18 protein-coding genes are annotated in these 21,228 nt (G+C 63.6%); 8 read left to right on the top strand and 10 right to left on the bottom strand.

Annotated features, from left to right (window positions below):
* Positions 1 to 3: 3 nt before the first annotated feature.
* Both wecC and AB0Y14_RS08400 read right to left on the bottom strand, forming a co-directional pair.
* Positions 4 to 1,254: a UDP-N-acetyl-D-mannosamine dehydrogenase gene (wecC, locus tag AB0Y14_RS08405; RefSeq protein WP_436588745.1), complete on the bottom strand. Its 1,251-nt coding sequence runs from the start codon at positions 1,252 to 1,254 to the stop codon at positions 4 to 6.
* Positions 1,255 to 1,428: 174 nt separating this feature from the next.
* Positions 1,429 to 3,438, bottom strand: a complete 2,010-nt coding sequence (locus tag AB0Y14_RS08400) for a glycosyltransferase family protein (RefSeq protein ID WP_436588744.1) — start codon at positions 3,436 to 3,438, stop codon at positions 1,429 to 1,431.
* Positions 3,439 to 3,535: 97 nt separating this feature from the next.
* Here AB0Y14_RS08400 and AB0Y14_RS08395 point away from each other — a divergent pair, with 97 nt between their 5' ends.
* The 3 genes from AB0Y14_RS08395 (at position 3,536) to AB0Y14_RS08385 (ending at position 5,811) form a co-directional block, all read left to right on the top strand.
* Positions 3,536 to 4,321: a DUF6270 domain-containing protein gene (locus AB0Y14_RS08395; protein WP_397556190.1), complete on the top strand. Its 786-nt coding sequence runs from the start codon at positions 3,536 to 3,538 to the stop codon at positions 4,319 to 4,321.
* A 143-nt stretch (positions 4,322 to 4,464) separates the two neighbouring features.
* Entirely contained in the window at positions 4,465 to 4,629 is a 165-nt protein-coding gene (locus AB0Y14_RS08390; protein ID WP_436588743.1) for a recombinase family protein, read from the top strand.
* A gap of 696 nt (positions 4,630 to 5,325) precedes the next feature.
* Positions 5,326 to 5,811: a hypothetical protein gene (locus AB0Y14_RS08385; protein ID WP_436588742.1), complete on the top strand. Its 486-nt coding sequence runs from the start codon at positions 5,326 to 5,328 to the stop codon at positions 5,809 to 5,811.
* On the opposite strand, the gene AB0Y14_RS08380 is transcribed toward AB0Y14_RS08385, so the two are convergent.
* Positions 5,770 to 6,312: a hypothetical protein gene (locus AB0Y14_RS08380; RefSeq protein ID WP_436588741.1), complete on the bottom strand. Its 543-nt coding sequence runs from the start codon at positions 6,310 to 6,312 to the stop codon at positions 5,770 to 5,772. The two genes, AB0Y14_RS08385 and AB0Y14_RS08380, sit on opposite strands and share 42 nt — an antisense overlap.
* A 115-nt stretch (positions 6,313 to 6,427) precedes the next feature.
* Between AB0Y14_RS08380 and AB0Y14_RS08375 the strand changes: the two genes are divergently transcribed.
* From AB0Y14_RS08375 to AB0Y14_RS08365, 3 genes are all read left to right on the top strand, one after another.
* The gene (locus AB0Y14_RS08375) at positions 6,428 to 7,537 is read left to right on the top strand and encodes a type I restriction endonuclease (protein WP_436588740.1); all 1,110 of its coding nucleotides are present in this window, start codon (positions 6,428 to 6,430) and stop codon (positions 7,535 to 7,537) included.
* Between the two features lie 273 nt (positions 7,538 to 7,810).
* Positions 7,811 to 8,695, top strand: coding sequence for a shikimate dehydrogenase (locus AB0Y14_RS08370; protein WP_436588739.1), 885 nt, complete (start codon positions 7,811 to 7,813; stop codon positions 8,693 to 8,695).
* On the top strand, positions 8,692 to 10,584 hold the full coding sequence (locus AB0Y14_RS08365; RefSeq protein WP_436588738.1) for a bifunctional sugar phosphate isomerase/epimerase/4-hydroxyphenylpyruvate dioxygenase family protein: 1,893 nt from the start codon (positions 8,692 to 8,694) through the stop codon (positions 10,582 to 10,584). The genes AB0Y14_RS08370 and AB0Y14_RS08365 overlap by 4 nt, the downstream gene beginning before the upstream one ends.
* A gap of 64 nt (positions 10,585 to 10,648) precedes the next feature.
* On the opposite strand, the gene AB0Y14_RS08360 is transcribed toward AB0Y14_RS08365, so the two are convergent.
* From AB0Y14_RS08360 to AB0Y14_RS08340, 5 genes are all read right to left on the bottom strand, one after another.
* The gene (locus AB0Y14_RS08360; protein ID WP_436588737.1) at positions 10,649 to 12,085 is read right to left on the bottom strand and encodes an MFS transporter; all 1,437 of its coding nucleotides are present in this window, start codon (positions 12,083 to 12,085) and stop codon (positions 10,649 to 10,651) included.
* Between the two features lie 297 nt (positions 12,086 to 12,382).
* Positions 12,383 to 13,597, bottom strand: a complete 1,215-nt coding sequence (locus AB0Y14_RS08355; RefSeq protein ID WP_436588736.1) for an AI-2E family transporter — start codon at positions 13,595 to 13,597, stop codon at positions 12,383 to 12,385.
* A gap of 138 nt (positions 13,598 to 13,735) precedes the next feature.
* Positions 13,736 to 15,094 (bottom strand): LLM class flavin-dependent oxidoreductase, encoded by a 1,359-nt coding sequence (locus AB0Y14_RS08350; RefSeq protein ID WP_436588735.1) that lies wholly within the window; start codon positions 15,092 to 15,094, stop codon positions 13,736 to 13,738.
* On the bottom strand, positions 15,091 to 16,419 hold the full coding sequence (locus AB0Y14_RS08345; protein ID WP_436588734.1) for an MFS transporter: 1,329 nt from the start codon (positions 16,417 to 16,419) through the stop codon (positions 15,091 to 15,093). Before AB0Y14_RS08345 ends, AB0Y14_RS08350 begins: the two co-directional genes overlap by 4 nt.
* Positions 16,416 to 17,693 carry an acyl-CoA dehydrogenase family protein gene (locus AB0Y14_RS08340; RefSeq protein ID WP_436588733.1) on the bottom strand — a complete coding sequence of 426 codons (1,278 nt, stop codon included), beginning with the start codon at positions 17,691 to 17,693 and terminating at the stop codon, positions 16,416 to 16,418. The genes AB0Y14_RS08345 and AB0Y14_RS08340 overlap by 4 nt, the downstream gene beginning before the upstream one ends.
* A 348-nt stretch (positions 17,694 to 18,041) precedes the next feature.
* Between AB0Y14_RS08340 and AB0Y14_RS08335 the strand changes: the two genes are divergently transcribed.
* A complete protein-coding gene (locus tag AB0Y14_RS08335) occupies positions 18,042 to 18,617 on the top strand; it encodes an LURP-one-related/scramblase family protein (protein WP_436588732.1) in 576 nt (191 codons plus the stop codon).
* 57 nt (positions 18,618 to 18,674) lie between these two features.
* Here AB0Y14_RS08335 and AB0Y14_RS08330 read toward each other — a convergent pair whose 3' ends face one another.
* Positions 18,675 to 19,634 (bottom strand): beta-ketoacyl-ACP synthase 3, encoded by a 960-nt coding sequence (locus AB0Y14_RS08330; RefSeq protein WP_436588731.1) that lies wholly within the window; start codon positions 19,632 to 19,634, stop codon positions 18,675 to 18,677.
* Between the two features lie 52 nt (positions 19,635 to 19,686).
* Positions 19,687 to 20,259 (bottom strand): FBP domain-containing protein, encoded by a 573-nt coding sequence (locus AB0Y14_RS08325; RefSeq protein WP_436588730.1) that lies wholly within the window; start codon positions 20,257 to 20,259, stop codon positions 19,687 to 19,689.
* Between AB0Y14_RS08325 and AB0Y14_RS08320 the strand changes: the two genes are divergently transcribed.
* A complete protein-coding gene (locus AB0Y14_RS08320) occupies positions 20,254 to 20,463 on the top strand; it encodes a hypothetical protein (protein WP_436588729.1) in 210 nt (69 codons plus the stop codon). The two genes, AB0Y14_RS08325 and AB0Y14_RS08320, sit on opposite strands and share 6 nt — an antisense overlap.
* Positions 20,464 to 21,228 lie beyond the last annotated feature (765 nt).

Here is a 21,228-nt window from a genome sequence, read left to right as displayed (position 1 = left end):
TTCCTACCGCCAGATGCCCTTGGTATCGATGATCGTCTTGCCCTTCAGAGCCGTCGCGGGGAGCTGCTTGAACTCCTTGTGATCGACCAGAAGCAGAACGACATCAGTCGACTCGATCTCCTTCAGCTCCGCCAGGCGGACGTTCTCGAGGGCCCCGAGCTGGGCGGGCAGAGCGGAAATATTGGGTTCGACCGCGAGGACATCGATGTCGGGGAGCGAACCAGCCAGGTCCGCGGCAATGTTCAAGGCCGGTGACATGCGCAGGTCGTCGATATCGGCCTTGAAAGACAGGCCGAGGACTGCCACCGTGGGGTGCTCGAGGCCCTGCACGGCGTGCTTGGTCTTGTCGACGACCCATTGGGGCTTGCCGTCGTTGACCTCCCGAGCCGTTCGGATGAGATGAGAGTTTTCGCGGTCGGCCGCGACGATGAACCACGGATCCACGGCGATGCAGTGTCCGCCGACGCCGGGGCCCGGTTGCAGGATGTTCACGCGCGGATGGTGATTGGCGAGTTCGATGAGTTCCCAGACATTGATCCCGAGATTGTCCGAAATCAGTCCGAGCTCGTTGGCGAAGGCAATGTTGACGTCGCGGAAGGCGTTCTCGGTCAGCTTGGCCATTTCGGCCGTCGTGTCATCGGTCGGCAGGAGCTCGCCGGTGCAGAAGGTTGCGTAGATTTCCGTTGCGCGTCGCGTGGCTTCTTCGGTCTGGCCACCGATGATGCGGTCGTTGGTGATGAGCTCTTCCATCGCATTGCCGGGCAGGATGCGCTCGGGGCAGTGCGCGAAGTAGATGACGGGCTTGTTCTCGGGGTTGGGCGTGCCGTCGGCGACCAGGTCAGGGCGCAGCGCGAGAATCTTCTTGGCCATCTTCTGCGTCGAACGCGGGGGAGACGTGGACTCGAGAATAACCAGTTCGTCTCCGACGAGCAGCGGCGCAATGGATTCCGCCGCGGCGAAGACGTAGGACAGGTTTCCTTCGTAGTTCTCGGCGAAGGGGGTCGGTACGGCCAGGATGTAGGCGTCGGCATGAGGCATGACGGTGGTTGCCGTCAGGTTTCCCGATTCGATGGCCTTGCCGAGGTGCGTTTCGAGCCCTGGTTCGACGATGGTCACCTCGCCGCGGTTGATGCGGGCCACGTTCTCTTCATTGATGTCCACGCCCGTGACCTCGACACCGTGGTTGGCCATCGTGACGGATGTGGGCAGGCCGATGTATCCGAGGCCTACAAATGCGACTGATTGTTGGGTCATAAGGGCGAAATTCCTCTATCTGAACCGGGGCGAAAATCCGATGATACGAATGCGAAGTCAAGCAACCGGGGCGGCCTGCGATACGGCCGTCTACTAGTTCGATAAACGATGTTATACCGGTTTGACTAGTAGGAACGAACTACCTTCGTCACATTTGAACGGCTTTGGAGGTTCTTAGGCCACGACGTGCTCGACCGGGAGGCCGAAGGACCTGACCTCACCCGTGGCGAGGAGCTCGACGTCGTCGACATCCCAGGCGTGTCCCGTTCCGCCACCGCTTCGCATCTGGCAGAAGTTGAACCGGTCGGCCGAGTAAATGGATGCGCCCGCCGATATCGCCCTCTTGAGGAAGTCCGAGTCCTCACCCCTGGAGAGACCGCTGAAACCGATGCGCCGGAAGAGCTCGGCCTTGCCCGTCATCGTGGGGCCCATCACGAAGTCCGTCCACCGGTGCTCCCGTTCGGCGAATCGCAGTATCGTCGCGTTGCGGCTCTCCAGGTGCATGTAGTGGGCCTGCTTGCCCACGAGGTCGGCTCCCGAATAGCGCATCGCCCTCAACAGATCCGCAATGTACTGGGGGCCGTAGAGATCGTCGTCGTCGATCTTGGTCATGACCTCTCCCGAGGCGGCGGCAATCGCCTCGTTGAGGGCTTCGCCAAGAGACCACGATCCTGGGGCCTCGATGACCCGGAGATTCTCGATCCCGGCGGCCGCAGCCCTGGTCCGAAGCAGATCGTCATCAACGCTGAATCCGTGGGCGACCAGTATGACCTCGAGGTCCACGTCCTCGAAGGCACCGAGGGTCTGCAGAACATGGTCAAGCTTGTGCGGCCTGTTGGTGCTGACGAGGGCGCTGACTGAGGGAAGCTCGAGTCTTGAGCGATAGGTGCGTCGGCCGGCGTCGGCGACGAGGCCGGCGGCCTCGAGAACCTGGACCATCCGGTGGGCATACGTGTGATGACGCCAGATCTCCCGCTGCCCCAGGTGGGCCGTCCGCATGTTCAGTTCGGGCGACCTCACGAGCGCGCGGATCGTGTGCTGCGCGTTTTCCCGCGTGGTAACGACCGGCACCTGGTCGGGGGAGAAGAACCGGGGGATGGCCGCGGACTCCGTCGTGATCACCGGGGTACCGGAGGCCGTGATCTCGAAGACCCGACGCGCGCACATGGACGGCGAATCGGTCACGGAATTGACGTTGAGAAATACCTTGAATGCTTTGTACGCGGTGAGCATTTTGTCGTAATCGAGTCCGCCCACGACCCGATCCGAGAATGGAGCGGGAAATTGGTAACGGTCGTCGTCGCCCACGAAGCGGGAAAATATTTCCAGGCCGCGCTTCATGCGGGGCGAAGCGTCCAGCGCCGCCTGGAGAAGGAGTTGCATTTGCTCACGGCGCTCGGGGAATTTGTGCGCGAAGTACATTCCTGCAAATGCGACATCGCGTTCGTGGAATCCGTGCTGCGGACGGATGGGATTGTGAACCGCCGGTTGAGCCGCAAAGGACAGGGGAAAGACCCTGTCGTGGCCCAGCAGGTCTCGGTATTTCTCGACGAGCCGGCTGTCCGAGGTCAGCGCGACGTCGAAGAGGCGGGCTGTCTCCAGGAAATCTTCGAAGTGGGGCGGATCCTCCTTGTTCCAGAAGACGGTCGGGACTTGTTGGTCCCGGCAGTGCGCCACCAGAGAGCGCAGGGGCTCTGACGGCGCCTTGGAACCCGTGAGATGGTATCGCCATACCCCCCCGTTGCCGGCCCAGGCCGACTCGACGAGCAAGAGGTCCACTGGGGTCTCGAGGAGTTGTTCGCGCCACTGATCGGGTGTGACGGGCAGGATCGGGAATTCGTGTCCCCACGCCGTTTCGGAGAAGCCGTCCAGGATCGTTGCCACGCGGATGTCCGGGAACGTCGGTTCCTTGCGTGAGGTCTGCGTCGGCAGAAAGTCCAGAGTGTATCCGGCCGGGGTCGTACTCTTTGACCAGCCTGCGAGCCCGTTGCGGGCCGAGACGGATTCGTGCTTCTGCGGGGAAGCGCTCCCCGCGACGGTTGCGGGGCGGAGGGCGGGCTGTTCCGCGTTCAGGCCGAGGCGCTGCCGCCTCAGGTAGGTGCGAGCCTGCTCGATGCCTCCCCGACGCCAATGCCAAGCTATTCTACGAAGATGGCTTAAGTCGGGAAGACGACGTGCTGGCATCAAAACTCCAAGTGGGGCGCATTTTCCTGGGTGTGGCCCCATAAGTCTAGCGGTTTGCCGGCAACAGAATCGGTGGCCAAGGAAGGAAGGTGCGGATGTGACCAGTGGTAAGAATGCGGCCGTCCCCAGGATCGCTGTCTACGGTTCGTGTGTTTCCAGAGATGCCGTTGAGCATCTCGGCCAGGGTCGGTTCGAGCTTCCGAAATACGTTGCCCGTCAATCACTGATTTCGGTGGGCCGTGATGGGTCCGATCTCCTGCCCGAAGAGCTGGGGCTGAAACACGCCTTCCAGGAACGGATGGTCCGTGGAGACTGGGCCGGAGACCTTTGGGAACAGCTCGAGAGCGCCGGAGAATTCGACATACTGCTCTGGGACCTGATCGACGAGAGGCACGGCGTCTGCGTTCTACCGAGCGGGGACGTGGTCACTCGATCGATGGACTCCATGTCGAGCAAGGCCGTGCAGGAACGGATGGACCAGGGGGAGAAGATCCCGTTCGGTTCGAGTGTTCATTTCGACGCGTGGACGGCCGCTGCCGACGAATTCGCCCGAGAGCTGCGGAAGCGAGACCTGTGGGACAAGGTTGTTGTCATCCAGGTCCCCTGGGCCGTTCGAAGCCGGGGCGGAGAGGGTGTTCCGGCAAGTATGGGCATCACGGCCGGTGAAGCGAACAAGAAGTTCGTTCCGTACTACTACCACCTCGAGTCCCTCGGGTTCTCCATACTGAAGGTGGAATGCGAGGTCCTTGGAGACCCGGATCACCAATGGGGCCTCGCGCCGTTCCATTATGTCCCTGAGGTGTATAACGAGATCGATAAAGGAATTTTCCGGCGATTCAGCGCTCTAGAATACCGTCGAACTTACAAAGTAAGCAAGTCGTGATTCAATCACCAGGAGGTTTTTTGGTATATGTGGGATTTATTCTAGTTAGGGAGATTATTCTAATATGTGCGCGAGGGTGACCTTCTCTTGATGACCCGCATCGACCAACTCGGCCGCTCCATGATCGATGCCCTAAAACCCTCATGGACCTCGACGGACGCGGTTTCCGTGTCCAGGCCCAGGATGTCGGTCTGGATAGCGGGACCGCGATGGGTAAATTCGTCGTCCATGTGAATCTTGCTCTGGCACGGATGCAACGGGAGCAGTTGATCGAACGGGCCCGCGAGAGCATCAAACGCGTCCGCTAACAGGGGAGAGCACCGGCACCGAAACTGAAACTGACGGGACAAAAAGAGCTCCGCCGACTACCGGCCCCACTGGAAGCCCGATTTGACGCTCGAATTCGTCGGGCCGGGCGGATGGATCGAAGATCTCTATATCGAGTAGGTGGAACAATGACGCACGTGCGAGGCCGCTGAGGCCAGGGCTTGCCTGGTCTGCGCACGCGAGGGGCGGGCCTACTGCTCACACCCGGAGGAAGTCCAGCGAGGAGAACGCGAAGCTGACCGTGACCGCTGAGAGTCAGTAGTACCACCGAGGGCGCGCGCCATGTCCCGTTGAGTAGTCATCGCGACCGCCTGATTTTGATGTTGAAGTCACGAAAAAGACCCCGGTAAACCCGCAGATGCGGGGGCAGAATACCGGGGCCAGCACCCGAAAGGACGGGCATGGTTCAGTCTACGCCACAAACGTTTTTGAGCATGAATGAAGCTGCCGCTCGATGCGGAATCTCAGTCCAGGCGCTCATTAAACGCAGCATGCCACCAGCGGACGCTCACATAGGCGATGTCTCCGGATGGACGACAGAAACCATCGACACATGGCAAGTTTCCTGGGCCAAGCGACGACCCGGCCGTTATCCCAAAAGTGAGAAGCCACGGGAGACCTAGCTTCTCCAAAAGATCTCCTGTGATGTCCTTGTACCCAGGGCTAGAGTCGAGATCATGAGCCATGAGCAGGAACGTTTCTGGTCCAAAGTCGTCAAGGGGCCAGACTCGGCCGACTGTTGGATATGGACCGGCGCAATTGGCGACGACGGTTACGGACAATTCTGGACCACACCGACCACTGGCGAGCAGAAGATGGTCCGCGCCCACCGCTACGCGCTGGCACTTGTCCACGACGGGCTCGAAGCAATCAAAACATACGAAGCGTGCCACATCTGCGACAACCCTATTTGTTTTCGATCCGAGGCCGGCGAGAGCTCACACCTCCACATTGGAACCCGCGAATCAAACATGGCAGACCGCGCGACCCGCGGCCGCCACAACAGGCAAGCCGCGGCTGAGTTCTTCCGGTACGAGAGCAAGAAAGAGCGCGCGCCGAAGGCGCGCGCTCTACGAGATCTGGTCATCGCAAACGGCTACGACCGCGAGGCAATCAAGGCCTTAATGCTTGGACTCCCCCGAGATCAAGGGACGCTGTTTTGACCGATTACGGCCGCTCATCCATTCGCACAATGCTTTCAGACCATCCCAAGCAAGTGACACTATCAACCCGAGACCTAAACCAAGGCCGACGACGGTGAAGAGCGATCCCTTCCAGGTCCAAAATGGATGATGCTCGAACGGCTCTTCTGCCGACGGTGGTAGAACCGCGATGATGAACATGCCAGTGCAGAAAGCCCACAACGCCAAAATGAAAACCACCGTCTTGTTGACGTCGGCCCGATCCGTCGCGAGGACGATCACGGCTGCATCGGTCACGGATTCACCCCGTTTGCCGCGCACGATCACGCAGTTCGCGGAGGCCTCCGGGGCGACGTCGTACGCCTCGCAGAACTCGGCGGTATCCGCCAGAGTCTCGCTGATCGCAGCCACGCGGGCTCCGGGCACGGCCCCGGCCCGGGCGGCGTCGGCCACCGGCTGCGCCACGAGCTCCTGAGCGTCCAGGAGCGGGGTCCAGTTCAAGGTTCCTTCGGGAGTTGCCATGCGGCCAGTCTACGAAGCGGCCCGGTCGGTATATGTAACTTATGTCACTTTGGTTTACACTAAGTCTCACCTCACCGCAGATCCCGCTGCGCCCGAACCTCCTGGAGGACCCACGATGCCGTTCGAGGACAATCTGAAAGAGCTCGCCACCAAGCTCCGTGCCCAACAGGGCTCAATAAAATCCGAAGAAGCGACCAAAAATGCTTTCATCATGCCCTTTATCTCTCAGGTCCTGGGCTACGACATCTTCAACCCCTTGGAAGTCGTCCCCGAATACACCGCGGACCACGGAACCAAGAAGGGCGAAAAGGTCGATTACGCGATCATGAATGACGCCGAGGTAAAGATTCTCATCGAGTGCAAACAGCTTGAAGAGCCCCTGAACCTCAACCACGCCTCGCAGCTTTTCCGGTATTTTTCCGTGACGAACGCGCGCATCGGGATTCTGACCAACGGACGGATTTTCAATTTCTACAGCGACCTGGACTCGCCCAACATCATGGACCGACAGCCATTCCTTGTTCTGGATTTGCTGAACATCGACGAGAGCATGTTGCCTGCGCTGAGAAAAATCACCAAGGAGGATTTCAATCTCGATTCGGTGTTGAACTCGGCAGAGGAACTCAAATACGTCGGAGCGCTGAAGCGGGAACTGGCAACGGAGTTCCGCGACCCGAGCCCAGAGCTTGTCAGGATGCTCATGGGGAGGGTCTCCGAACGCCGCGGCACCGTGGACAACCTGAAGATGTTTGCGGGGCTGGTCTCCAAGGCGAGCAAACAATTCCTCAAAGAAAGAGTCAATGAGCGACTGTCCGTTGCGCTCAAGGACAGCGAGGCTCCGGAGCCCCACGACCCCGTCGATGCCGGATCATCAACCTCGGAGGAATCGACAAAACCAGAAGGCGATTTGGGCAAGCCAGGCGTCGTCACCACGGAGGAGGAGCTCGCCGGCTACCAGATCGTCAAAGCTATAGCGTGCAGCGAGGTGAAACCGCAAAGGATCACGCAACGAGACAGCAAGTCGTACTTCGCGATCCTGCTCGATGACAACAACCGCCGGACCGTGGCCCGCCTCCACTTCAATGGCAAATCGAAGAAATACTTGGGTCTTTTCGACGAGAACAAGACGGAAACCCGTGTATTGCTTGAGAACATCGAGGACATCTACGCGCATGCCGAACGGATCCGGGACACCGTCAGACGTCTTGCTTCAACTGACGCATGAGTTTTCGGTGAGGCCTCTCGGGGCGGCCTCGAGGTGGCAGTCTTGTGCAGAGTCCGCGGCGAGGTGGCACTCCCGTGCAGTTTTCGACCCGAAAACGTCCCAAAACTGCCACCTCGCCGGAATGAACGCACAAAACCGCCACCTCGCGGCCAGAGAGCGAGAGGTCGCCACCCACCCCTCAACCTGTGCGCCATTCGAACGTCCATGCGCCATACGACCCGTGGACTGGGTACCGTGAAGATGGTACGTCGTGGCCGGAAGGATCGGAGCGTTATGAGCCTAGTGGGCGAATCATATGTAGTCGGACTGATCGGCAGCGGAATCACCGCGACGCTCAGTGCCCCGATGCACGAGGAGGCGGCGGATCGTCTGGGCCTGCGGTACATCTACCGCCCCATCGATCTGGACACCATTGCCGACGGCGTCGACCGCGCCCCGCAGCTCATGAAGACCGCCCTCGAACTGGGTTTCAACGCCTTCAACATCACGTTCCCCTGCAAACAGTCCATCATTGAGCACCTGGACGAACTCGCCCCCGATGCCGAGCGTCTCGGCGCGGTCAACACCGTGGTTCGGGAGAACGGGCGTCTCATCGGGCACAACACGGACTTCTCGGGATTCGCCCACGCGTTCGATCAGGGCCTGCCCGGAGCGAGCCTCGACGACGTCGTCCAGCTCGGCACGGGCGGTGCCGGTTCGGCCACGGCCTATGCTCTGCTCCCCCGCGGCGTCGGCCACCTGTCCCTGTACGACCTCGACCGCTCCCGCGCCGAGGCCAAGGCCCGCGAGCTGTCGGCCCAGTTCCCCGGGGCGACCGTGGACGCTCTCGCTCCCGAGACCCTTCCCGACGCCGTGAGGGCGGCGGACGGCCTGGTCAACGCGACGCCCATCGGAATGCACCACCACCCCGGAGCTCCGCTGGATCTTGATCTTTTGCGGCCCGAACTGTGGGTCGCCGACGTCATCTACCTCCCGCAGGAAACCGCCCTCATTCGGCGGGCGCGGGACCTCGGATGCAGGGTCCTTCCGGGCGGCTACATGGCCGTGGGCCAGGCCGTCGACGCCTTCGAACTCATCACCGGGATCCGCCCCGACGACGCATCCATGCGAACCCACTTCGAACGACTCATCGCCGCCCAACAAGGAGAATCGCTGTGAGAACGTCGATCGCCACCGTCTGCCTCTCCGGATCCCTGCGCCAGAAGATGCGAGCGGCATCAGCCGCCGGGTTCGACGGCATCGAGGTCTTCGAGCAGGACCTCGTCGTCGCGCCCGAGACGCCGGAGCAGATTCGCGGCTACGCCGCCGAGCTCGGACTCACCCTCGACCTGTACCAACCGTTCCGGGATGCCGAGGGGACCGAGGAGCAGGTGTTCCAGGACACGCTCCGCCGGGTCGAGGAGAAGTTCCGCCTCATGAATCGCCTGGGGATGGACCTCATGCTCATCCCCTCCAACGCCGGGACCGCCACCGTGGACGACGACGCCGTCGTCGCCTCCCAGCTGGCACGCATGGCCGACCTCGCCGCAAACTACGGGATCCGTCTCGCCTACGAGGCTTTGGCGTGGGGCAGATTCGTCAACGACTTCGAGCACTCGTGGCGCCTGGTCGAGGCGGCCGACCGGGAGAACCTGGGCGTCTGCCTCGACACCTTCCATATCCTGTCGCGGCAGTGGTCGACCGAGACCGTTCCTGACATCCCCGGCGACAAGGTCTTCTTCGTCCAGCTCGCGGACGCCCCGCTGATGTCCCTGGACGTCCTCTCGTGGTCCCGCCACTTCCGGGTCTTCCCGGGCGAAGGCGGATTCGACCTCGTGGATTTCATGATCAAGCTCTTGGCCGGAGGATATTCCGGCCCCCTCTCCCTCGAAATCTTCAACGACTCCTTCCGGCAGACGCGCGTCCACCGCACCGCGGTCGACGCCCTGCGCTCCCTGATCTGGCTTCAGGACCGGACGGCGCGCACGCTCAAGGCCTCGACAGGAACCAACACGAACGTGATCCGGGCGACCGCCCGGATCGGCGAACTCACCAGGTTGCCGGGCGCCGTGGCGCCCCAGGGCATCACGTGGGCGGAGGTCCGCGGCCAGGAGACGGAACAGGTCGAAGTGCTCCTGTCCCACCTGGGGTTCAACCACCGTGGACGACACACGAGCAAACCGGTTCAGCTCTGGGAGCATGGGGACGCCCGCGTGGTCATCAACGAAGAACCGCGCGCACAAGATGCACCGAGCATGGCCTCCCTCGGCTTCGAGGTCCAGCACGACGACGCCGCAGCCGCGCACGCCTCGGCCCTGATGGTCCCCGAAGTCCCCCGCGTGACCCGAGAAGGAGAACAGCCGTTCCCCGCCTACCTCGCACCGGATGGTACCGAGATCTTCTTCTGCCCGCCCCAGTCAGCCGGGGGCGACAGGTGGCTCACGGAATTCTCCTGGCCGGATCACCTCGACGTCGCCGCACGCCGTCGGCCGGACCCCGAAACGGATCACGATCTGCCCCTCATCACGGGGATTGACCACGTGAATCTGGCCCAGCCCAAACACCACTATCCCGAGTCCGTGCTGTTCTACCGTGCGGCCCTGGGGCTCACGGTCCAGCCGTCCCAAGACGTCCCCGGGCCGACCGGGCTGGTCAGTTCGCAGGTCGTACGCAATGAATCCGGCAGCGTTCGGCTCCCGTTGAATGTGGCCCCGGACTTGGGCAATGAACCCGAGGTCGAGCACATCGCGTTCGCTTGCACCGACGTGGTCCGTCTGGCCCGGAGGGCCCAGTCTTCCGGGCTGCGGTTCCTGCCGATCCCGCACAACTACTACGAAGACCTGCGTGCCCGGTTCAATCTGAGCGATGCCACCATCGAGGAGCTCTCCTCCCTGAACCTCCTGTACGACAGGGACGATCACGGGGAATTCCTGCACTTCTACACGCAGACCGTGGGAAGCCTGTTCTTCGAGGTCGTGCAGCGGTTGGACGGATACAGCGGCTACGGCGCCCCCAACGCTCCGGTCCGCATGGCCAGCCAGTACACCCACTCGCTGCTGTCCCGCTGAGGGGTCGCCCTCTCGGGCCAGTCGGCCACAGGATGGAGCGGTCGCAGGACGAAGCGCGGCCTGCCTAGTCGATGACGGTGGTCCTCGCCGACCCGCTCGCGTTCGAGCTCTCCGGATCGATGCCTCCCTTGCGCTCGAGCCGGACGACCTCGAGCGCCTCGGTCCGCGACATGTGGAGATTGTCGATGTTCTCGAGCGGACGCTTGGACGTTTCCTTGACCGTGAGCGCGACGACGGCCACGCACACGCACACGAGCATCACGAACAGCGCGGGCATGACCCAGTTGTCCATGCCGTTGCCGTTGAGGGCCGCCGCGATGACCGGGACGAACCCGCCGGATACGGCGAAGCCCACCTGGGTTCCCAGTGCGAGACCGGTCGAGCGCACCGGCGTCGGGAACATTTCGGCGTAGAACGAGGGCCATGTCGCGTTGGAGAACGAGTAGAAACCGCCGTGGACCAGGGCCCCGAACAGGAAGATCAAAGGGATATTCGCCTCGGACACGGCCGCGAGGAACGGGAACATCATGCCCCCGGAGAGCAGGGCTCCGAGCACGAAGACCGGTTTGCGACCGACCCGGTCCGAAACCATAGCCGACAGCGGGATCACCAGCAGCCCGACCGAGTTGGAAACCACGGGAACCCAGAGCATGGTCGAGCGCTCGATGCCGACGCCGTTGGTTGCGTAGGAGATGGCCCAGACCGTGAACGCGACGTTGACGGTATTGATCAGGGAGCACACCGCGACCCGGATGATCGCGGCCTTGTGGTAGCGGAAAGTGATGGCCAACGGCGTCGACTTGTCCAGCACCGATTGCTCCTGGTCCTGCTTCTCGAAGGCCGGGGGCTCCTCGAGTTTGCGACGGATCAGGTATGCCGCGAGTACCACCAGGGCGGAGAACCAGAAAGGAACTCGCCACCCCCAGGCGAAGAGCTGGTCCTCGCTCAGGAAGGCGGTGAAGGGGATGAATACTGCCGTGGCCAACAGGGAGCCCGCCTGGGTGCCCTGCAGGGACCAACTGGTGATCAGGCCGCGACTGCGGTCCTCGGAGTGTTCGAGCGACATCGAGATCGCCGATGCCTGCTCGCCCGCTGCCGACATGCCCTGGATCACGCGGCACAGGACCAGAAGAATCGGCGCCAGGATGCCGACGGACCCGTAGGTGGGAAGACACCCGATGGCGAACGTCGCTCCACCAATGAGGAACAGGGTCATCATCAGCACGAATTTGCGGCCGAGCCGGTCCGAGAGCGGCCCCATGATCAGGGCACCGAACGGGCGGACCACGTAGGCGACGCCTGCGACTCCCATGGATTGCAGGACCGCGGCCGCGGCATTGCCCTCCGGGAAGAAGATGTGGTTGAGCACGACGGCCGCCGACGTCGCGTACACCGCAAAGTCGTAGTATTCGAGAGCCGAGCCGATCCAGCCGGCAAGGGCCGCGCGTCTGGGAGATTTGGCCGGCAGGACAGCCGTTTCTTCTGCGCCGTGAGTGGACATGAGCCTACCTTTGCACCCGATCGATGTTCTCCGCGGGGATCACTACTCAAGGAGTCTCAGCGAAGACGTGTGCACCGTCCCACTCTGGGTCCGTGCATGAACTCGAATTAGCTTAGGCGTGTCCCAGCACACAGGTCGAACGCGTGTTCACGATACGAACACGCGCGCGGCGGCAGATTTGTGCGGTTTCCAGCCGCGAGGTGGCAACCTCGTGCAGTCCCGCCCGCGAGGTGGCATCTTGGGACGACATCGACCCAAAAACCGCACGGGAGTGCCACCTCGGCCCAGGAACCGCGGTCAGGACTGCGCCGGGGCCTCCTCGGAACCCGCCTGGTCGTCGTCGAACTCCGCCTGCTCCTGGGCGAGATCGGATTCGGTCGAGGATGCCAACCTGGTGGAGCGGAAGGCCTTGTAACTGGCCCAGATCACGGCGGAGAGCGGAACGGCCAGAAGCGCGCCGGCCACACCGCCTTGATGCGCTCCGACGGCGAGCGCAGCGATGATCACGATCCCATGGAGGCTCAGGGCGGACCCCATGACTTTGGGCTGCAGGATGTGGTGCTCGACCTGGTTCACCACGACCACGACGGCGACGAGAACGATAGCTGCCATCGGGCCGGCCGCCACAAGGGCGATCAGGGCGGCGCAGATCCCGGTGACCAAGGCGCCGACGATCGGGATGAACGCGCTGAGGAAGATCATGGCCGCGAGCGGGAACGCGAGGGGAACCTGCATCACGAGCATCGCGATGAGGTCCACGACAGCGGCGAAGGCGGCGATGATCACGGTTCCACGGATGTACTTGCCCAACACGTGGACGCTGGCCAGGCCGGCGTCGTTGATCCTGGAGGTAAGCCGCTCCGGCACGAAACCGAGGATGAAACGCCACATGCGGGGACCGTCCAGAAGGAAGAAGAACAGCATGACGATCATCAGCAGGGCCCCTGCCACCAGCTCGGTCACCATGGACACCCCTTCGACCGCGCTCGTTCCGGCGCTGCTGGTCTGCAGGTACTGGCTCCCCTTGTTGAGGTATTCCTGGAGGTGGGTCTCGTCCAGGGGCACGCCCCAATCGGTCAGGATCGTGATGAGCTTGTTGATGCCCTGTTGCGTCTGGACGGCAAGGTCGGACCACTCGTAGATCACGGTCATGACCACCGAGGAGATCACGGCCGCGAGCACCAGGACGATCCCCAGAAGGGCCGTTATCGCGGCCCAGGTCCTGTTGAAGTGGGCGCGATGCAGCATCCGGATAATCGGGTGCATCGCCGAGGCGATGATGAGGGCCAGCAGCAGGGGGAGCGTCACGAGCTTCAGGGTCACCACGAGGTACCCCAGGAGCGCCACGGCCCCGGCGATCAGCAGGATCTGCAATGCACGGATCGATGCCCGGCCGAACGAGTCCTTCCAGAGCTGCTTGGGTGCCGGCGGGGCGGGGTCGCTTCCACGAGAAGGCCCCCGCCGCGTCGGCTGCTCGCGCGAAGCCGCGTGAGCACCGTCAGAAGTCGCCATAGGTCTCTCTCCCCAGTCCCTCGGTCCGAGATGGATACCATGACTTTTCATGGTTCACCACATACTACGAGGGCGAAGCACGTTGTGGGGAGATGCCGAGGGAATGCTCGGCGAACTTCCGGGAAGTCCCCCGCGTTCTTACCGTCGGTAGGAGGCACCTCGGTGGTCGTCCGGCAGCTGAGGGCCACGACCGCTGATCCGTTCGCGCAGTGTTTTTCCCTCGGGCTCGTCGAGCAGCCCCCTGCGCCTCAGTTCGGGAGAGACCAGGTGGGCGAAACGTTCGAGGTCGGCCGGGCGCACGGCGGCCGATAGGTTGAAGCCGTCGACGTCGGCCTCCTCGACCCAGCGCTCGAGCTCGTCGGCGACGGTCTCCGGCGACCCCACGATCACGGGACCACGACCTCCAATCGCGACGAATTCCGCCAGGTCGCGCACGGTCCAGGTCTTGTCCGGGGACAGGGTTGTGAAGCTCGCGAGCGCGGACTGGTTCGCGTCCGTGGTCACGTGCTCGATCTCGTCGTCGGGGTCCGCGCCGGAGAGATCGACGCCCGTCCACCCGCCGAAGAGGGCCAAGGTGGCCTCCGTGTCCACGAGCTTCTTGTATTCCTCGAGCCGTGCTTCGGCTTCCTGATCCGTCTCGGCCACGACGACGGTTGCCAGACTGAAGATCTTGACGGAGTCGCGGGGCCTGCCCTGCGCTTCCAGCTGGTCCCGGACCGATTGGGTCCAGGTGCGGACGAGTTCAGGCGTGCCGCCCGAGAAGAAGATCGCCTCGGCATGATCGAGGGCGAATTGCTGCCCACGTTTGGACGCGCCGGCCTGGAAGAGGAACGGCGTCCCCTGGGGGCCGGGGTGAGCAAGGGCAACTCCCGGCACGGAGAAGTACCGCCCCTCATGTTCGATGGGGCGCACCCGGTCCGGCTTGACGACGACGTTGGCCTCGGCGTCGTTCTGCACCGCCCCCGGTTCGAAGGAACCCTCGAACAGCTTGTACATGACCTCCATGTACTCGTCGGCGCGGTCGTACCGCTGGTCGTGCGGGATTTGCCCGGCCATTCCCAAGTTCTTGGCCGCCGAGTCCTGGTAACTCGTCACGATGTTCCAGGCGACGCGACCGTCGGTGAAGTGGTCCAGGGTGCTCAAGGTCCGCGCCAGGAGGTAAGGCTGTTCGTAACTGACGGAGGCCGTGACCCCGAAGCCGAGATTCTCGGTCCCCTGGGCCATGGCGGTCACAACGACCAAAGGGTCCAGGAGCGGGTACTGCACGCCACCGCGCGCCGCGGCGTCGCCGTCTCCCCCGTAGACGTCATAGATCCCGGGGATGTCCGCGAGGAAGAGGGAGGCGAATCCGCCGTCCTCGAGCGTCGTGGCCAGGTCGGTCCAGTAGCTCAACGTGTCGAATTCATGGATCCGTGACTCGGGGTGTCGCCACAGACCTGGGGTCTGGTGGACGGGCACGAGCATGTCGAACGCGTTGATGAGAAGGGGACGGGTCATCTGTTCTCCTTGACGGCAGCTCTCACCGGGTCCACGGCCAGCAGGGCCGCGAGGATGGAAAGAACCACGAGTACGGTCAGGTAAGTGGTGATCAGCCAGGGGGTCTCGCCGCCCCAGGCATAGAGCAAGGTCGCGGTGAACGGCATGAGGCCGCCACCGATGAGGGTTCCGAGCTGGTAGCCCATGCTCACCCCGGAGTACCGGACTTCCACGGGGAACTGCTCGGCGAACCACGCGGCCTGCGGTCCGTAGACGGAGTCGTGGGCAAAGACGAGACCGACGATGATGATGAGCGGGAGGGTCGAGAAGCTTCCGGCGTCGGCCGCGAGGAAGATGGCCCAGCCGAAGACGCCGATCGCCGCGTACCCGGCGAGGGACACGGGCCGCCGACCGACCCGGTCCGAGACCCACCCCCAGAAGGGTCCGGATACCAGTCCAATGGCGGAGGCGATCATGACGGCGGTGAGCACCGGCCCGGACCCGCCCTGCGTGTCCTTGAGATACGTCAGCAGATAGACCGTGACCAGATAGTAGATCCCGTTCTGTGCCACGCGGAGGAAGGTGGTCACGGCCAGGGCACGAGGATACTTCTTGACCATGGTCCACACCGGTGCCCGTTCGGTCCGGCCCGCCCCTTTGATCTCGGTGAATTCCCGGGCATCCGTGACGCCGAGGCGAATCCACAGGGCCACCAGCACGAACACTCCGGAGGCGAGGAAGGGAAGCCGCCACCCGAAGGCAACGAATTGCTCGTCCGTGAAGACGCCTTGAACGATGGCGTAGAGCCCGGTCGCCAGGAGCATTCCCCCGGCGGAGCCGATCTGCGTGAACGATCCGAAAAATCCCCGGAATCCGGTCGGCGCATGCTCGACGCTCAGCAGCGCGGACCCTCCCCATTCCGCGCCCGCGGACAGGCCCTGGAGAATGCGCAGGGCCACCAGGGCGATCGGGGCCCAGATGCCGATGGCGTCAAAGTTCGGGAGCACGCCGATGAGGAACGATGAAATCCCCATGGTCAGCAGCGAGACAACCAACAGGGACTTCCGCCCGACCCTGTCCCCGATGTGCCCCGCGAGAATTCCCCCAATGGGGCGCGCCAGAACCCCGACGGCGAGGGTCGCGAACGAGGCGAGCAGGCTGATCAATGGGGTCGACCCGTGGAAGTACTGGTTGTTGAAGATGATCGCGGCGGCAATCCCGTAGAGGTAGAAGTCGTACCACTCCAAGGTCGTACCGGCGAAGGCACTGCCCAGGACCCGGACGGGACGGGACCGGTTCACGGTCTCCCGCGGGCCGGGGGCGGCATCGAGGGTCTGTTGGGTCATGACGTTGCGCCCTTCCTTGAGGTCGCGTCGCCAATCGCGTTGAGCCCCTCGGGCAGGGTCCCGTTGATCCAGTAGTCGCCCACGGCCCGAGCGCGGAAAGCAATGGGATTGTGGGTGGCGACCGTCTGAGCATTCCTCCAATGGCGGTCCAGGCCCTTGGACCGCGACGTGGCCGACGCCCCACCCGTGAGGAAGAGCTCCTGGGCGGCACCGAGGGCGGCCTCCGGCACGCTCACCTGCGCGTGCTCGACCGCGACCTCGGAGAACGAGAGCGCCTCCGGAATCCGGGCCACGAAGTCCGGATCGTCGAGGAATTCGGACGACGCCGCCCCGGCCGCCTCTGCCGCGGCGATACCGTCATCGAGAATCCTGGCCGTGTGGGTCACGACTGCTTCGGCGGTGTAGGCCTTGGCCGCGATTCTCCCCGTCGCCTCCTGGATCAGGGGGTCCTCCCGGAAGGGCAGTCCCGACCCCGTATTGAAGGTGCGCGCCCTCCGGGCGACTGCCCCGGCGGCATCGTCGCGGGCCGCGCGAGCGATACCGGCCATGACCGCCAGAAGCACGAGCTGGAAGAAGGCCGCCTCGTGGATGGCCTCGGGGGACCCGGTGACCCTGTCCAGGACACCGTGCTCTTCGACGGGGACGTTCTCGAACGTCGTCGTGCCCGTGCCGGTCAGGCGCTGACCGAAGCCGTCCCAATCGTCGGCGATGCTCACCCCGGGGGCGTCCGTCCGCACGACGGCGAAGCGGCGACCCTCGCCTTCCTCGAGCGACGCCGAGACACGGGTGCAGTCCGAGAAGATCGTCCCGGTCGTGTAATACTTCTCGCCGCGCACGCGCCAGCCTCCCGGCGTGTCCGCGAGTCGGGTGTTCAGGGTTCCCAGAGAGTTGCCGCCGATCTCGGTCGAAGCATTGCCCACCGTCTCACCCGCCAGGACACGCGGGTACCAGGCGGCCTGGATCTCCGTAGGCTGGAACCTCAGAGATTCGACGAACCCGTAATGCGACCTGTAGACGTGCGCGACGTTGGCATCCGCAGCGGCGAGATCGATCAGGAGACGGGTGAAGGTTTCGATACTGGCACCGGGACCACCGTGCTCCGCGGGGACTCTGAGCGTGCTGAATCCGGCGGCCTCGAGCCGTCGGAATTCCTCGTACGGAAGACGCCGCTCGACGTCGCGTTCCAACGACCCCTTCGCAATGCTCTCGAAGAGCGGGGCGAAATGTTGCGCCAAGGAGGGGTAATCGCTGGGCAGGCTCGGTATGTCCGTCATGGGGCCTCGTTTCTCTGGGGACGAACCTTTTAGGTCGAGGCTAGGAGAAACGACCGTCATCAAGACAGGCTGTGTCCCGCCGTTGCGGGAATGACGCCGCATGTCGCGTCCGTGTCATCTCACGGAGAATTGTTACAGGGGCGGGGTGTATGGGCCGGACGGGGCGGGTCGGCGAGGTGGCAGATTCGTGCGGCCCCGCTCGCGAGGTGGCAGATTCGGGACGAATTCGGGCCGAACACTGCACGGGATGGCCGTCTCGACCGGGGAACTGCCCAGGATTGCCACCTCGCGGCCCACCGACGACGCGCTCCAGTCGGCAATAGCCGGCCGACCGCTCATACTGGAGGCATGGAACACAGCAATTCTCCGCAGTCGCTCCTGAACCACAACACGCTGGTGATGCAACAGGTCACCGGCTTCATGTCCAATGACTTCCAGATCCTCGATGAGGCCGGTGCGGCCGTCGGCAACGTCGCCACGACCAACGACGCAGGTCCGCGCTGGCTCATCGGCAGCCGCTCCTTCGTCGTGACGGAAGCGGACGGCCGATTCATCATGGGGGTCACCGACCCCATAGACTTCATGCGCGATACCTACGAGCTCTCGGACGCGTACGGCAACCAATTTGCGCTGATCAAGAAGCGGTTTTCCATGATCGGGCTGAGAGCCGAGATCCAGATTGGTGGTGGGTCCACCATCGTGCTCAGGGGCAAACCCCTGGGCATGGAGTTCGTTGCCGAGGTCGGCGACGTCGACATCGCCCGGGCCACCCGCCGATGGGGCGGCCTCGGCCGAGGAATCCTGGGGCACAGCCGCTACGCGTTGGACATCCGGCCGGACGTCACCCCACTGGACCGCATGGGTCTGATCGGCGGCATGATCGCGCTGGACTTGATGCGCCACAAGGCATCGCAGAACAGTTGAGCCCGCACAGACACCACCGGCCGGACGGGTAAGGGCCCGAATTGCTCGGGCGACCTCCTATTCGGGCAACTTCGCGACCTGGCCCGCGAAGGTGAATCCTCCGCCGAAACCAAGCAACAGGGCGGTACCGCCCCGGGGCAGATCCCCGCGGTGCCAGTACTTCGACAGGCCGAGGGGAACGCTCGCGGCCGAGGTGTTCCCGGATTCGATGACGTCCTTGATGACGATCTGCTCGTCGGTGGCCTTGAGCGCCTTGGCGAGAGGCTCGACCAGGCGGAGATTCGCCTGGTGGAAGGCGAAGACATCGATGTCGTCCAGGCCGAGGCCGGCGGCGTCGAGCACCTTGTGCGCCTGCTTCGACGCATCGGTGAATGCCCAACGCATAACCTGCCGACCGTCCTGGGAGAAGTATTCGGGGTCGCCGTCGATCACCACGGCGTCAGCCATCGAGGGAACGGATCCCCAAACGGTCTGGCTGACGCGCGGCTCCTCCGATTTCTGCAGGACCACGGCCCCGGCGCCGTCGGCGGTGAGGATGCAGGTCCGACGATCGGTCCAATCGGTCACGATGCTCAGCGTCTCGGACCCGATGACGACGGCCGACTCGGCACTCCCAGCGCGGATGGCCTGGTCGGCAACGCCCATGGCGTACTCGAATCCCGAGCACGCGGTGTTGACGTCCATGATGGCCGGGGACGTGAATCCGAGGCGCTGGCTCACGCGGCCGGCGGTGTTGGGGCTGCGGTCGGTCGACGTCGTGCTCGCGACGACGACCAGGTCCACGTCCTCGATACCGGCATCCTCAAGCGCCATACGGGCGGCGGCTACGGCCAGGTCGGCCACGGTCTCGTCCTCGACGACGCGCCGCTCGACGATCCCGGTACGTTCCTGAATCCACTCGTCGCTCGTGTCGACCATCCGGGCGATGTCGAAATTCGTCAGGACCTTCTCGGGCTGATAGTGACCGAGGCCGGTGATCTTGGAGCCGTGCTGGGCAGAACTGGATGCAATGGACATAGTCAGAATCCTACTGCGTCCACGCCTCTGGCACGGCTCCGCGACCGACCGATCACTTCATCTTTTCGGCGACCCGCTCGATCAACCCTTCGACATTGCGTCGGGTTCGCTCGGCTCGTTCCTCCGGCGTCAACGTCTCCTCCATCTGACGCACACCCTCTGGTTTCCTCTTTCCCCAGGTGTAGTCGGAACACTTCAGATCGGAGCAGATGTAGGTCCCGATGCTGTTGTAGTGCTCCTTGGTGCTCTTGGATCGCTGGATGGAATACATCGAGACGCCGCTGCCCGGATGAAGCGTCATGCAGAGCTGACACATCTGTGCCCCTCCACGCGTCTTCTGGTCGTTCTTCTGAAGGACGAGGCCTCTGAGCCCGTTCTCAGTTTCGGCGACGACATAGGCATTCTGCGGTGCCTTCGGGTCGATCCATCCGAGAAAAATTTCGGAATCCCAGGCGGTCTCGGCAAGACCCTTGGGAACGTTCAGCCGCTGAGCCGCCCCCTTGGAACAGTTGATGAAACTCTTGCGGATCTCTTTCTCGCTGTGCTGCTGCATGGTCAGTACCCCATTGGTCTGATGGCGCGGGGACACCACGGTCGGGGTCCCGCGCGGGATTGGTAGGTGCATCCTGCCTGGATGGAAGCCCGGGACGACGCCGTTCCGCGGCTGGTCGTCGGGCGCAGCGGCCGTGTCCGGCGCGGCGACAGCCTGGCGGCGCGCGGCGTCGGTGTGGCGGCGCGCGGCGTCGGGGACGCTGCTGCGTCGTCGGAACGGCGCTGTTGCGGCGGCGTCGTCGGCGTCGGGCGCGTACGTCCGGATACCGAGGTCTGAGGTCTGTGGGAGCGAAGGCCCCCAAGGGCCCCGTCGACCGGCCGACGCAGTGGGTCCGGTCGGCGCGCGTTCGAGACGACTATTTACGTTGCGCCCATTCGCGGCCCGCCGCGGGCTCTCATCGGGCAGGTTCAATCGCGAGTTGCGCCGCTGGTGGGAGCGCAACCCGTCGGAGCGGGGCTATCTGGTGCCGACGGTCAATCCGCCGACAACCTCCTGACGCCGCGAGGCATCGATACCTGACCTGGTCATACCCCTCATTTTTGCATACCGGGTCAAGACGGACGGCCCAAAGGACGGTCGATGGCGCGCGACGACGGTCCCACGCGGTCGCCCTGTCGGGGTCCGGATGTCGGGGCCATCCCCTTTCGGCCCGCTTGTAAGACCCACTTACGAGGCGGTTACCCGATTCGGAGGCGATAGCCCCCGTTGGGTGGCGGTTTAACCGCCTCCAAACAAGGTTAAGCGCCACCCCATCGGGCAACCCCCACACAACTGCCAGAGAATCACCGCCCGAACGACGCCGAACCGTTGGGTAAGCGCCACGCCATCGGGCAACCGCCACATATCTCCCACAGAACCGCCGCGCGGACGACGCCGACCCGCCGGGAAACCGCCACCCCATCGGGAAACCGCCACCCAACCGGGCCACCCGACCGGGCGCCCCCACACACAGTGACAATTCGCATAGTCCCGCAACAAACTTTACTTCTCAAATAATAATTAGCAAACTTTTCTTTCCCTCAAGGTCTCCACGTGTCAAAT

The organism is Rothia sp. HC945 (assembly GCF_051370785.1).
In the GTDB taxonomy this organism is placed as follows: domain Bacteria; phylum Actinomycetota; class Actinomycetes; order Actinomycetales; family Micrococcaceae; genus Rothia.
Note: the sequence above shows the minus strand (reverse complement) of the source record. Positions and strands in the feature narration are given on the sequence as shown.

What these genes read in the sequence shown, in the direction of transcription:
- wecC (WP_436588745.1), bottom strand. Translation starts at nt 1,254, where the DNA reads ATGACCCAACAATCAGTCGCATTTGTAGGCCTCGGATACATCGGCCTG.
- AB0Y14_RS08400 (WP_436588744.1), bottom strand. Translation starts at nt 3,438, where the DNA reads ATGCCAGCACGTCGTCTTCCCGACTTAAGCCATCTTCGTAGAATAGCT.
- AB0Y14_RS08390 (WP_436588743.1), top strand. Translation starts at nt 4,465, where the DNA reads ATGGACCTCGACGGACGCGGTTTCCGTGTCCAGGCCCAGGATGTCGGT.
- AB0Y14_RS08385 (WP_436588742.1), top strand. Translation starts at nt 5,326, where the DNA reads ATGAGCCATGAGCAGGAACGTTTCTGGTCCAAAGTCGTCAAGGGGCCA.
- AB0Y14_RS08380 (WP_436588741.1), bottom strand. Translation starts at nt 6,312, where the DNA reads ATGGCAACTCCCGAAGGAACCTTGAACTGGACCCCGCTCCTGGACGCT.
- AB0Y14_RS08375 (WP_436588740.1), top strand. Translation starts at nt 6,428, where the DNA reads ATGCCGTTCGAGGACAATCTGAAAGAGCTCGCCACCAAGCTCCGTGCC.
- AB0Y14_RS08370 (WP_436588739.1), top strand. Translation starts at nt 7,811, where the DNA reads ATGAGCCTAGTGGGCGAATCATATGTAGTCGGACTGATCGGCAGCGGA.
- AB0Y14_RS08360 (WP_436588737.1), bottom strand. Translation starts at nt 12,085, where the DNA reads ATGTCCACTCACGGCGCAGAAGAAACGGCTGTCCTGCCGGCCAAATCT.
- AB0Y14_RS08355 (WP_436588736.1), bottom strand. Translation starts at nt 13,597, where the DNA reads ATGGCGACTTCTGACGGTGCTCACGCGGCTTCGCGCGAGCAGCCGACG.
- AB0Y14_RS08350 (WP_436588735.1), bottom strand. Translation starts at nt 15,094, where the DNA reads ATGACCCGTCCCCTTCTCATCAACGCGTTCGACATGCTCGTGCCCGTC.
- AB0Y14_RS08345 (WP_436588734.1), bottom strand. Translation starts at nt 16,419, where the DNA reads ATGACCCAACAGACCCTCGATGCCGCCCCCGGCCCGCGGGAGACCGTG.
- AB0Y14_RS08340 (WP_436588733.1), bottom strand. Translation starts at nt 17,693, where the DNA reads ATGACGGACATACCGAGCCTGCCCAGCGATTACCCCTCCTTGGCGCAA.
- AB0Y14_RS08335 (WP_436588732.1), top strand. Translation starts at nt 18,042, where the DNA reads ATGGAACACAGCAATTCTCCGCAGTCGCTCCTGAACCACAACACGCTG.
- AB0Y14_RS08330 (WP_436588731.1), bottom strand. Translation starts at nt 19,634, where the DNA reads ATGTCCATTGCATCCAGTTCTGCCCAGCACGGCTCCAAGATCACCGGC.
- AB0Y14_RS08325 (WP_436588730.1), bottom strand. Translation starts at nt 20,259, where the DNA reads ATGCACCTACCAATCCCGCGCGGGACCCCGACCGTGGTGTCCCCGCGC.